Below are 11,900 nucleotides of genomic sequence, written 5' to 3' on the forward strand. Positions count from 1 at the left end.
GAATTTCTTGACGACCATAGAGCATTGGAACCACCTGATCCCATCCCGAACTCAGCAGTGAAACGATGCATCGCCGATGGTAGTGTGGGGTTTCCCCATGTGAGAGTAGGTCATCGTCAAGATTAAATTCCGAAACCCCTATCTGCGTACGCAGGTAGGGGTTTTGTTTTTGTGCGCGAAAAAGTTGGCGATTACGGTTTCTATGCAACGGCCCGGGGCATGGCTATCATGCGGGCCTCATTGTGAGGCGATACGTGCATGCTGACGTTGTTGAAACTCTTGAAGGATGGTCGTTTCCACTCGGGGCAGGCGCTTGGCGCCGCTCTGGGTATCAGCCGCAGTGCTGTCTGGAAGCAACTCCAGCACCTGGAAGCAGAGTTGGGTCTGTCCATTCATAAGGTCCGGGGTCGTGGTTATCAGCTGAGCGCACCGTTGACACTCCTCGATGGCCTGGAAATTACCAGCTCTTCTGCGCAGGGCAATTGGCCGGCGCTGGTATTTGATTCGATTGACTCGACCAATGCAGAGGCGCTGCGTTCCATAGACCGCGGGGTACCGGCGCCCTTTCTCGTGCTGGCAGAGCGTCAAACGGCGGGGCGGGGTCGACGGGGTCGAAAGTGGGTGAGCCCTTTCGCGGAAAATATCTACTACAGCCTCGTCTTGCGCATAGAAGGCGGAATGCGACAGCTGGAGGGGTTGAGCCTGGTCGTCGGCCTCGCGGTGATGCAGACGCTACGCGATCTGGGTATCACTGCCGCTGGGTTGAAGTGGCCTAACGATGTCCTGGTCGGCGAGAAAAAGATTGCCGGTATATTGTTGGAGTTGGTCGGGGATCCGGCCGATGTGTGTCACGTCGTCCTGGGTGTCGGCATTAATGTGAATATGCAGGAGGCTGATGAGGTTGATCAGCAATGGACCTCCATGCGTCTCGAGGCGGGCAGGGCATTTGATCGCAACCTGTTGGTGGCGCGTTTGAACGATGTGCTGCAGGGCTATCTGGCGCGTCATCAATTGTCAGGTTTCTCGGCGCTTCAAGAAGACTGGGAGCGCGGCCACTTATGGCAGGGGCGCGCTGTTTCATTGATTGCGGGTGTGAACCGGATTGACGGTGTTGTCATGGGGATTGATGGGCAGGGTGCATTGCGCTTGAAAGTGGGTGATACCGAAAAGGTTTTCAGTGGTGGCGAGCTAAGTCTGAGGCTGCGCGATGATTCTTGAGCTCGACTGTGGTAACAGCTTTATCAAGTGGCGAGTGTTGCATGCAGATGCCGCAAAATTGTTTGCCGAAGGTGTTGTGGACTCGGATCTCGCGTTGCTGGAGAGTCTGCGTGGCTGTGTCGGGTTGAATCTCAAGCACTGCCGCCTGGTCAGTGTGAGAACCAATGACGAGACGACTGCGCTGGTGTCCATGCTGGTCGATGCGTTTGCTGTTTCGGTGTTGTGCGCAGCACCCGCTCGTGAAATGTCCGGCGTGCACAATGGCTATGACGATTTTCAGCGGTTGGGGCTTGATCGCTGGCTGGCAATGCTCGGGGCTTATCACCTGGCCTCGGGAGCATGCCTGGTTCTCGATTTCGGTACGGCACTCACTGCGGACTTTGTTGCGGCGGATGGCAGGCACCTGGGCGGCTTTATCTGTCCAGGAATGCCCTTGATGCGCCACCAGTTGCGTACCCACACGCGGCGCATTCGCTATGACGATGTCGCGGCATCCCGAGCCCTGGAAAGCTTTGAGCCGGGACGAAATACAGTAGAGGCTGTAGAGCGTGGATGTTCATTGATGCTAAGAGGGTTTGTCCTGACTCAGCTTGAGCTGGCGCGTGAGTATTGGGGGGAGGATTTCTCGGTGTTTCTCACCGGTGGCGATGCGAGCCTCGTTTCGGGCGTAGTGCCGCGGGCGAGGGTGATGCCGGATCTTGTCTTTGTAGGTTTGGCCATGGCGTGTCCATTGTCCTGAGGTCTATATGCGTTGGTTGTTTCTGCTTCTGCTCGTACTCAACGTGTTCTATTACGTCTGGCATCAACAGGAAGCCCCTTTGCGTGCCAAGGATGTCACTCCATTGAACTTGTATCGGGGCTCGCAGCAGGACATCCGGCTGTTGAGCGAAAAGCCTGAAGCCGCTGCTGCGCGGGACAAGGGGCGGTCGGCTGCGGTTGATGACAACTGCCTTTATCTCGGGGGCTTTGCTCGTCAGGAAACTGCAAGCGCATTCGAAGTGCGTTTGGCCTCGCTTGGCGTGAAGGTTCAACAGCTATCGACTTCGCTTGCCGATTCCGCGGGTTACTGGATGCGGGTGACTCCGGAAAGCCGGCGTTTGGCCGACGATTCCGTGCTACAGAACCTTGCTAATGAATTCAATGAGTTAAAACATAAAATAATGCGGTGCGAGGGGGTTGCAACTGCTCAATAGGTTGCATAGAATGGCGCCCGCTCCACAGTGAACGCCTTTAACGGCAGCCACCGCGGGACGATGTCAACGCAGCTAACCTCAGGTTTTTAATGAGAAAATGCTTGACAGAAGGCTGGCATGATGTAGAATGCCGGCTCGCTTAGGAGGGGTTCCCGAGCGGCCAAAGGGATCAGACTGTAAATCTGACGTCTACGACTTCGAAGGTTCGAATCCTTCCCCCTCCACCATTTTTAGCGTGAGCTGCAAGCTTACGCGGGTATAGTTTAGTGGTAGAACCTCAGCCTTCCAAGCTGATGATGCGGGTTCGATTCCCGCTACCCGCTCCAAGTTCGCAGGTTGTGCAAAGTGTTTCGCTCTTGTAGCTCAGTTGGTAGAGCACACCCTTGGTAAGGGTGAGGTCAGCGGTTCAAATCCGCTCAAGAGCTCCATATAACAAGGCAGATATGAAAATATCTGCCTTTGTTTTAATGGCTAGTGTGACTTGTTTAATTCTTCTCTGTAGGGGTGAATTCGATGGCTAAGGAAAAGTTCGAACGTAATAAGCCGCACGTCAACGTAGGCACCATTGGTCACGTCGACCACGGTAAAACTACTCTGACTGCTGCTCTGACTCGCGTCTGCTCCGAAGTGTTCGGTTCGGCGAAGGTTGACTTCGACAAGATCGATAGCGCCCCTGAAGAAAAAGCTCGTGGCATTACCATTAATACCGCTCACGTTGAATACGATTCGGCCGTGCGTCACTATGCACACGTTGACTGCCCCGGTCACGCCGACTACGTAAAAAACATGATTACCGGTGCTGCTCAGATGGATGGCGCGATCCTGGTTTGCTCGGCCGCTGATGGTCCGATGCCGCAAACCCGTGAGCACATCCTGTTGTCCCGCCAGGTAGGCGTTCCGTACATCGTTGTCTTCCTGAACAAGGCTGACATGGTTGACGACGCTGAGCTGCTGGAGCTGGTTGAGATGGAAGTGCGTGACTTGCTCAGCACTTACGATTTCCCGGGTGACGACACTCCGATCATCATTGGTTCGGCGCTGATGGCGCTGAATGGTCAAGACGACAACGAGATGGGCACCACTGCCGTCAAGAAGTTGGTCGAGACGCTGGACAGCTATATTCCGCAGCCTGAGCGTGCTATCGACAAGCCGTTCCTGATGCCAATTGAAGACGTATTCTCGATCTCTGGTCGTGGTACGGTAGTAACTGGTCGTGTTGAGCGTGGCATTGTTCGCATCCAGGAAGAAGTCGAGATCGTTGGTCTTCGTGACACGGTCAAGACGACTTGCACGGGTGTGGAGATGTTTCGCAAACTGCTGGACGAGGGTCGTGCTGGCGAGAACTGCGGCGTACTGCTGCGGGGGACCAAGCGTGACGACGTTGAGCGTGGTCAGGTTCTGGTCAAGCCAGGCACCGTCAAGCCGCACACCAAGTTCACTGCTGAAGTTTACGTTCTGAGCAAAGAAGAGGGCGGTCGTCATACGCCGTTCTTCAAGGGCTACCGTCCACAGTTCTACTTCCGGACCACTGACGTGACCGGTAACTGCGAACTGCCGGAAGGCGTCGAAATGGTAATGCCGGGTGACAACGTTCAGATGACGGTCACCCTGATCAAAACCATCGCGATGGAAGATGGTCTGCGTTTCGCTATCCGTGAAGGCGGTCGTACCGTCGGCGCTGGTGTCGTAGCAAAGGTTATCGAGTAAATTGTTGTAATGTCTTTTTCGGGCCGGCATAATGGTCGGCCTGATTTTGTTTTAGGTCAGTAGCTCAATTGGCAGAGCGACGGTCTCCAAAACCGTAGGTTGGGGGTTCGATTCCCTCCTGACCTGCCAGATTCACTCAGTGTGTCTGGCTTTCTTTTCACAGGATCTTCATAGATGACTCCTAAAGCTGAAGCTCAAGGCTCTCGCTTCGATCTGCTCAAGTGGCTAGTAGTAGCTGCTTTGGTGGTTGTTGGCGTTGTTGGCAATCAGTATTACTCTGCTTCGCCGATCCTGTACCGTGTACTCGCTTTGCTTGCCATTGCTGCTGTAGCTGCCTTTGTAGGCCTGCAGACGGCGAAGGGCAAGTCTTTCTTTGTACTGGTTAAGGAAGCTCGCGCCGAGATTCGTAAAGTCGTTTGGCCAACTCGCCAAGAAACCACGCAGACCACCCTGATTGTGGTGGCTGTTGTTCTGGTTATGGCGTTGCTGTTGTGGGGTCTTGATTCCCTGCTCGGCTGGCTTGTTTCCTTGATTGTCGGCTAAGGGTGTCCCGTGGCTAAGCGTTGGTATGTTGTGCATGCTTACTCGGGTTACGAGAAGCATGTGATGCGCTCGCTGGTAGAGCGCGTAAAGCTGGCAGGCATGGAAGATGGCTTCGGCGAAATTCTGGTTCCCACTGAAGAAGTGGTTGAAATGCGTAATGGCCAGAAACGCAAAAGCGAGCGCAAGTTCTTCCCTGGTTATGTGCTGGTTCAGATGGATATGAACGAGGGTACTTGGCACTTGGTCAAGGATACTCCTCGGGTAATGGGCTTTATCGGCGGTACAGCTGATAAGCCTGCGGCGATCACTGATAAAGAGGCAGAAGCGATTCTGCGTCGTGTTGCTGATGGTAGCGACAAGCCGAAGCCGAAGACGTTGTTCGAGCCAGGTGAAGTGGTTCGTGTTACCGACGGTCCGTTTGCCGATTTTAACGGCACGGTCGAAGAAGTTAATTACGAAAAGAGCCGGATCCAAGTGGCAGTGCTCATTTTCGGTCGCTCTACTCCGGTAGAGCTAGAGTTCAGCCAGGTCGAAAAGGTCTAGCCGAACAAGCATCCCAACCCCGCAGCCCTAGGCTGTGGGGTTTTGTCGTCACTGGGATAAACGCGCAAGTAACCGGGGAGCCTTTCGAGGCGTTTGAACCCGTAATTGGAGTGCCTCATGGCCAAGAAAATTACCGCTTACATCAAGCTGCAAGTGAAGGCCGCTCAGGCTAACCCAAGCCCACCTGTTGGTCCGGCCCTGGGTCAGCACGGCGTGAACATCATGGAATTCTGCAAGGCTTTCAACGCCCGTACCCAGGGTCTTGAAGCTGGTCTGCCGACTCCAGTGATCATCACTGTCTACAGCGACCGTAGCTTCACGTTCGAAACCAAGTCGACCCCGGCTTCGGTTCTGCTGAAGAAGGCTGCTGGTTTGACTAGCGGTTCCGCTCGTCCGAACACCGTTAAGGTTGGCACCGTAACTCGTGCTCAGCTGGAAGAAATCGCGAAAACCAAAAACGCGGATCTGACTGCAGCTGATATGGATGCAGCCGTGCGTACTATCGCCGGTTCTGCTCGTAGCATGGGCCTTAACGTGGAGGGTGTGTAATGGCTAAGCTGACCAAGCGCCAAAAGGCTATCGCCGGCAAAATCGAAGCGGGTAAAGCCTACAGCTTCGTTGATGCTGCAGCTCTCCTGACCGAGCTGTCGACCGTCAAGTTCAGCGAGTCGGTAGACATCGCTGTAAACCTGGGTGTTGACCCGCGTAAATCTGACCAGGTTGTTCGTAGCGCTACTGTGCTGCCACACGGCACTGGCAAGACTGTTCGCGTTGCAGTGTTCACCCAAGGCCCAGCAGCTGAAGCTGCTCTGGCCGCCGGCGCTGATCGCGTAGGCATGGACGACCTGGCTGCCGAAATGAAAGCCGGCAACCTGAACTTCGACGTAGTTATCGCATCCCCGGATGCCATGCGCGTTGTAGGTCAGTTGGGTCAGATCCTCGGTCCACGTGGTCTGATGCCTAACCCTAAAGTCGGCACCGTAACTCCAGACGTAGCTAACGCGGTTAAAAACGCCAAGGCTGGTCAGGTTCGTTATCGCACCGACAAAAACGGCATCATCCACACTTCCGTTGGCAAGGTTGGCTTCGACGCCGTCAAGCTGAAGGAAAACGTTGAAGCCCTGATCGCTGATCTGAAGCGCATCAAGCCAGCTTCCTCGAAAGGCATCTACGTCAAGCGCGTTACCCTGAGCACCACTATGGGCCCAGGTCTGGTCATCGACCAAGGCTCGCTGGACGTATAAGAAACACATTGGTGCGAGCGATCGCGCCAATTGAAAAAATTGGGGTCCCTGCCTGGCGGGGGCTATCCAAGACCGTAGGCGACGCAAGTCTTAAACCTCAAGCCTACGCAGATGGTGCTCCCGGTTCCTTACCGAATCAGACACCAAAACGACATCCGGCTTCGGCTGGATGAAACGGTAACAAGCAGGAGTTAAACCCGTGGCAATTAAACTCGAAGACAAGAAGGCCATCGTCGCTGAAGTCAACGAGGCTGCCAAAGTCGCTCTGTCCGCTGTCGTGGCTGATGCCCGTGGCGTAACAGTAAGCGCGATGACCGGACTCCGTAAAGAGGCTCGTGAAGCTGGTGTTTACGTACGTGTTGTACGTAACACCCTGCTCAAGCGCGCTGTTGCTGACACTGAATACAGTGTTCTCAACGACGTGTTCACCGGCCCGACCTTGATCGCGTTCTCCAATGAACATCCTGGCGCTGCTGCCCGTTTGTTCAAGGAATTCGCCAAAGGTCAGGATAAGTTCGAGATCAAGGCAGCTGCGTTCGAGGGCAAGTACCTCGCAGCTAATCAGATCGACGTACTGGCAAGCCTGCCGACCCGTGACGAAGCAATTTCTCAGCTGATGAGCGTGATTCAAGGCGCAACCAGCAAATTGGCTCGTACTCTGGCGGCCCTTCGCGACCAGAAAGAAGCTGTTGCAGCCTAAGGCTGAGCGACTCCTTTCAGCGTTTATTGTTTATTTCGATGGCCGCGTAGGCTGTCACCCCAATACAGGAATTTATAGTCATGTCTCTGACTAACGACCAAATCATCGAAGCAATCGGCGAAAAATCCGTTCTGGAAATCGTTGAACTGATCAAAGCAATGGAAGAGAAGTTCGGCGTTTCCGCTGCCGCTGCTTCCGCAGGTCCTGCTGCTGTTGCTGCTGTTGCTGAAGAGCAAACTGAATTCAACGTCATGCTGCTGGAAGCTGGCGAGAAGAAAGTTAACGTGATCAAGGCAGTACGTGAGCTGACCGGTCTGGGCTTGAAAGAAGCCAAGGCTGTAGTTGACGGCGCTCCTGGCATGGTTCTGGAAGCTGTTTCGAAAGACGCAGCTGACAAAGCAAAAGCCACTCTGGAAGAAGCAGGCGCTAAAGTCGAGCTGAAGTAAGCATCGACTTTGCGTCTCCAGCCCGAGCGTTAAGCGAAAGGCTGATGGCTGGTGGCTCTTGCCACCGGCCTTTTTCCGTTATTGGCAGCCGACTGGGTCGGTGCTGATAACGAGCTGTAACCACCCGATGTGGTGGCGCAAACCATGGGGTTTGCACGATTTTCTGGCTGCTCCCGTCGGGAGGGGCCAAACAAGCAGGTGACCAAGCTGGGGAACGCTGATGGCTTACTCATATACTGAGAAAAAACGTATCCGCAAGGACTTTAGCAAGTTGCCGGACGTCATGGATGTGCCGTACCTCCTGGCCATCCAGCTGGATTCGTATCGTGAATTCTTGCAAGCGGGAGCGACTAAAGATCAGTTCCGCGACGTGGGCCTGCATGCGGCCTTCAAATCCGTTTTCCCGATCATCAGCTACTCCGGCAATGCTGCGCTGGAGTACGTCGGTTATCGCCTGGGCGAACCGGCATTTGATGTCAAAGAATGCGTATTGCGCGGTGTAACTTACGCCGTACCTTTGCGGGTAAAAGTGCGCCTGATCATTTTCGACAAAGAATCGTCGAACAAAGCGATCAAGGACATCAAAGAGCAAGAAGTCTACATGGGTGAAATTCCCCTGATGACTGAAAACGGTACCTTCGTAATCAACGGTACCGAGCGTGTAATCGTTTCCCAGCTGCACCGTTCCCCGGGCGTGTTCTTCGACCACGACCGTGGCAAGACGCACAGCTCCGGTAAACTGCTGTACTCCGCGCGGATCATTCCTTACCGCGGTTCGTGGCTGGACTTCGAGTTCGACCCGAAAGACTGCGTGTTCGTGCGTATCGACCGTCGTCGCAAGCTGCCTGCATCGGTATTGCTGCGCGCGCTCGGCTATACCACTGAACAAGTCCTCGACGCGTTCTACACCACCAACGTTTTCCACGTGCAGGGCGAAAGCATCAGCCTGGAACTGGTGCCTCAGCGCCTGCGTGGTGAAATCGCTGTTATCGATATCCTCGATGACAAGGGCAAGGTTATTGTCGAACAGGGTCGTCGTATCACTGCTCGCCACATCAACCAGCTGGAAAAAGCCGGGATCAAAGAGTTGGTTATGCCCCTGGACTACGTCCTGGGTCGCACTACCGCCAAGGTCATCGTGCATCCGGCAACCGGCGAAATCCTGGCTGAGTGCAACACCGAGCTGAACACCGAGATCCTGGCGAAAATCGCCAAGTCCCAGGTTGTTCGCATCGAGACTCTGTACACCAACGATATCGACTGCGGTCCGTTCGTCTCCGACACCCTGAAGATCGACTCCACCAGCAACCAATTGGAAGCGCTGGTCGAGATCTATCGCATGATGCGTCCAGGCGAGCCGCCAACCAAAGACGCTGCCGAGACCCTGTTCAACAACCTGTTCTTCAGCCCTGAGCGCTATGACCTGTCTGCGGTCGGCCGGATGAAGTTCAACCGTCGTATCGGTCGTACCGAGATCGAAGGTTCGGGCGTGTTGTGCAAGGAAGACATCGTCGCGGTACTGAAGACCCTGGTCGACATCCGTAACGGTAAAGGCATCGTCGATGACATCGACCACCTGGGTAACCGTCGTGTTCGCTGCGTAGGCGAAATGGCCGAGAACCAGTTCCGCGTTGGCCTGGTACGTGTTGAGCGTGCGGTCAAAGAGCGTCTGTCGATGGCTGAAAGCGAAGGCCTGATGCCGCAAGACCTGATCAACGCCAAGCCAGTGGCTGCGGCGGTGAAAGAGTTCTTCGGTTCCAGCCAGCTGTCCCAGTTCATGGACCAGAACAACCCGCTGTCCGAGATCACCCACAAGCGTCGTGTTTCTGCACTCGGCCCTGGCGGTTTGACTCGTGAGCGTGCAGGCTTTGAAGTTCGAGACGTACACCCGACTCACTACGGTCGTGTATGCCCGATTGAAACGCCGGAAGGTCCGAACATCGGTCTGATCAACTCCCTGGCGGCCTATGCGCGCACCAACCAGTACGGCTTCCTCGAGAGCCCGTACCGTGTGGTGAAAGACGCCCTGGTCACCGACGAGATCGTGTTCCTGTCCGCCATCGAAGAAGCTGATCACGTGATCGCTCAGGCTTCGGCCACGATGAACGACAAGAAAGTGCTGATCGATGAACTGGTAGCTGTTCGTCACTTGAACGAGTTCACCGTCAAGGCGCCGGAAGACGTCACCTTGATGGACGTATCGCCGAAGCAGGTAGTTTCGGTTGCAGCGTCGCTGATCCCGTTCCTCGAGCACGACGACGCCAACCGTGCGTTGATGGGTTCGAACATGCAGCGTCAAGCTGTACCGACCCTGCGCGCTGACAAGCCGCTGGTAGGTACCGGCATGGAGCGTAACGTGGCTCGCGACTCCGGCGTTTGCGTCGTGGCTCGTCGTGGCGGCGTGATCGATTCCGTCGACGCCAGCCGTATCGTGGTTCGTGTTGCCGATGACGAAGTTGAAACCGGCGAAGCTGGTGTCGACATCTACAACCTGACCAAATACACCCGCTCCAACCAGAACACTTGCATCAACCAGCGTCCGCTGGTTCGCAAGGGTGATCGGGTTCAGCGCAGCGACATCATGGCTGACGGCCCGTCCACCGACATGGGTGAGCTGGCGCTGGGTCAGAACATGCGTATCGCGTTCATGGCCTGGAACGGTTACAACTTCGAAGACTCCATCTGCCTGTCCGAACGTGTTGTTCAGGAAGATCGCTTCACCACGATCCACATCCAGGAACTGACCTGTGTGGCGCGTGACACCAAGCTTGGGCCAGAGGAAATCACTGCAGACATCCCGAACGTGGGTGAAGCTGCACTGAACAAGCTGGACGAAGCCGGTATTGTTTACGTAGGTGCTGAAGTTGGCGCAGGCGACATTCTGGTCGGCAAGGTCACTCCGAAAGGCGAGACCCAGCTGACTCCGGAAGAGAAGCTGTTGCGTGCCATCTTCGGTGAAAAAGCCAGCGACGTTAAAGACACCTCCCTGCGCGTGCCTACCGGCACCAAGGGTACCGTCATCGACGTACAGGTCTTCACCCGCGACGGCGTTGAGCGTGATGCTCGTGCACTGTCGATCGAGAAGACCCAGCTCGACGAGATCCGCAAGGACCTGAACGAAGAGTTCCGTATCGTTGAAGGCGCGACTTTCGAACGTCTGCGTTCCGCTCTGGTCGGCCGTAAAGCCGAAGGCGGCGCCGGTCTGAAGAAAGGTCAGGAGATCACCGACGAAGTTCTCGACGGTCTTGAGCATGGTCAGTGGTTCAAACTGCGCATGGCTGAAGATGCTCTGAACGAGCAGCTCGAGAAGGCTCAGGCCTACATCGTTGATCGCCGCCGTCTGCTGGACGACAAGTTCGAAGACAAGAAGCGCAAACTGCAGCAGGGCGATGACCTGGCTCCAGGCGTGCTGAAAATCGTCAAGGTTTACCTGGCAATCCGTCGCCGCATCCAGCCGGGCGACAAGATGGCCGGTCGTCACGGTAACAAAGGTGTGGTCTCCGTGATCATGCCGGTTGAAGACATGCCGCACGATGCCAATGGCACCCCGGTCGACGTGGTCCTCAACCCGCTGGGCGTACCTTCGCGTATGAACGTTGGTCAGATCCTTGAAACCCACTTGGGCCTCGCGGCCAAAGGTCTGGGCGAGAAGATCAACCGTATGATCGAAGAGCAGCGCAAGGTTGCTGACCTGCGTAAGTTCCTGCACGAGATCTACAACGAGATCGGCGGTCGTAACGAAGATCTGGATAGCTTCTCCGACCAGGAAATCCTGGATCTGGCGAAGAACCTGCGCGGCGGCGTACCGATGGCCACTCCGGTGTTCGACGGTGCCAAGGAAAGCGAAATCAAGGCCATGCTGAAACTGGCAGACCTGCCGGAAAGCGGCCAGATGCAGCTGACCGATGGCCGTACCGGCAACAAGTTCGAGCGCCCGGTTACCGTTGGCTACATGTACATGCTGAAGCTGAACCACTTGGTAGACGACAAGATGCACGCTCGTTCTACCGGTTCGTACAGCCTGGTTACCCAGCAGCCGCTGGGTGGTAAGGCGCAGTTCGGTGGTCAGCGTTTCGGGGAGATGGAGGTCTGGGCACTGGAAGCATACGGTGCTGCATACACTCTGCAAGAAATGCTCACAGTGAAGTCGGACGATGTGAACGGCCGGACCAAGATGTACAAAAACATCGTGGACGGCGATCACCGTATGGAGCCGGGCATGCCCGAGTCCTTCAACGTGTTGATCAAGGAAATTCGTTCCCTCGGCATCGATATCGATCTGGAAACCGAATAACACGTGACGCGA

The 11,900-nt window shown here is 55.5% G+C and carries 11 protein-coding genes, 4 tRNA genes and 1 rRNA gene; all 16 read left to right on the forward strand.

The window, feature by feature from the left end:
- Positions 1–6: 6 nt before the first annotated feature.
- The 16 genes from rrf (at position 7) to rpoB (ending at position 11,888) form a co-directional block, all read left to right on the forward strand.
- Positions 7–122: ribosomal RNA gene (rrf, locus tag CKW25_RS15605) — 5S ribosomal RNA — on the forward strand.
- A 136-nt stretch (positions 123–258) separates the two neighbouring features.
- Positions 259–1,218 carry a bifunctional biotin--[acetyl-CoA-carboxylase] ligase/biotin operon repressor BirA gene (birA, locus tag CKW25_RS15610; protein WP_095080413.1) on the forward strand — a complete coding sequence of 320 codons (960 nt, stop codon included), beginning with the start codon at positions 259–261 and terminating at the stop codon, positions 1,216–1,218.
- Positions 1,208–1,957, forward strand: coding sequence for a pantothenate kinase (locus CKW25_RS15615; protein ID WP_095080414.1), 750 nt, complete (start codon positions 1,208–1,210; stop codon positions 1,955–1,957). Before birA ends, CKW25_RS15615 begins: the two co-directional genes overlap by 11 nt.
- Positions 1,958–1,964: 7 nt before the next feature.
- Positions 1,965–2,411: a hypothetical protein gene (locus tag CKW25_RS15620; protein ID WP_095080415.1), complete on the forward strand. Its 447-nt coding sequence runs from the start codon at positions 1,965–1,967 to the stop codon at positions 2,409–2,411.
- A gap of 142 nt (positions 2,412–2,553) precedes the next feature.
- A tRNA-Tyr gene (locus CKW25_RS15625) sits at positions 2,554–2,638 on the forward strand.
- Between the two features lie 25 nt (positions 2,639–2,663).
- Positions 2,664–2,737: transfer RNA gene (locus CKW25_RS15630), tRNA-Gly, on the forward strand.
- 26 nt (positions 2,738–2,763) lie between these two features.
- Positions 2,764–2,839, forward strand: a tRNA-Thr gene (locus tag CKW25_RS15635).
- 85 nt (positions 2,840–2,924) lie between these two features.
- On the forward strand, positions 2,925–4,118 hold the full coding sequence (tuf, locus tag CKW25_RS15640) for an elongation factor Tu (protein ID WP_007896619.1): 1,194 nt from the start codon (positions 2,925–2,927) through the stop codon (positions 4,116–4,118).
- Between the two features lie 53 nt (positions 4,119–4,171).
- Positions 4,172–4,247: transfer RNA gene (locus CKW25_RS15645), tRNA-Trp, on the forward strand.
- A 45-nt stretch (positions 4,248–4,292) separates the two neighbouring features.
- Positions 4,293–4,661 (forward strand): preprotein translocase subunit SecE, encoded by a 369-nt coding sequence (gene secE, locus CKW25_RS15650; RefSeq protein WP_095080416.1) that lies wholly within the window; start codon positions 4,293–4,295, stop codon positions 4,659–4,661.
- Positions 4,662–4,670: 9 nt separating this feature from the next.
- On the forward strand, positions 4,671–5,204 hold the full coding sequence (nusG, locus tag CKW25_RS15655; RefSeq protein ID WP_095080417.1) for a transcription termination/antitermination protein NusG: 534 nt from the start codon (positions 4,671–4,673) through the stop codon (positions 5,202–5,204).
- 117 nt (positions 5,205–5,321) lie between these two features.
- On the forward strand, positions 5,322–5,753 hold the full coding sequence (gene rplK / locus CKW25_RS15660) for a 50S ribosomal protein L11 (RefSeq protein ID WP_003228756.1): 432 nt from the start codon (positions 5,322–5,324) through the stop codon (positions 5,751–5,753).
- Positions 5,753–6,448 (forward strand): 50S ribosomal protein L1, encoded by a 696-nt coding sequence (rplA, locus tag CKW25_RS15665; protein WP_095080419.1) that lies wholly within the window; start codon positions 5,753–5,755, stop codon positions 6,446–6,448. Before rplK ends, rplA begins: the two co-directional genes overlap by 1 nt.
- A 199-nt stretch (positions 6,449–6,647) precedes the next feature.
- Complete coding sequence (gene rplJ / locus CKW25_RS15670) at positions 6,648–7,148, forward strand: 50S ribosomal protein L10 (RefSeq protein WP_095080420.1); 501 nt, start codon at positions 6,648–6,650, stop codon at positions 7,146–7,148.
- 80 nt (positions 7,149–7,228) lie between these two features.
- On the forward strand, positions 7,229–7,594 hold the full coding sequence (rplL, locus tag CKW25_RS15675) for a 50S ribosomal protein L7/L12 (RefSeq protein ID WP_095080422.1): 366 nt from the start codon (positions 7,229–7,231) through the stop codon (positions 7,592–7,594).
- Between the two features lie 220 nt (positions 7,595–7,814).
- Positions 7,815–11,888, forward strand: a complete 4,074-nt coding sequence (gene rpoB, locus CKW25_RS15680) for a DNA-directed RNA polymerase subunit beta (protein ID WP_095080423.1) — start codon at positions 7,815–7,817, stop codon at positions 11,886–11,888.
- Positions 11,889–11,900: the final 12 nt, after the last annotated feature.

The sequence above is a fragment of the Pseudomonas sp. Irchel s3h17 genome, from assembly GCF_900187505.1.
In the GTDB taxonomy this organism is placed as follows: Bacteria; Pseudomonadota; Gammaproteobacteria; order Pseudomonadales; family Pseudomonadaceae; genus Aquipseudomonas.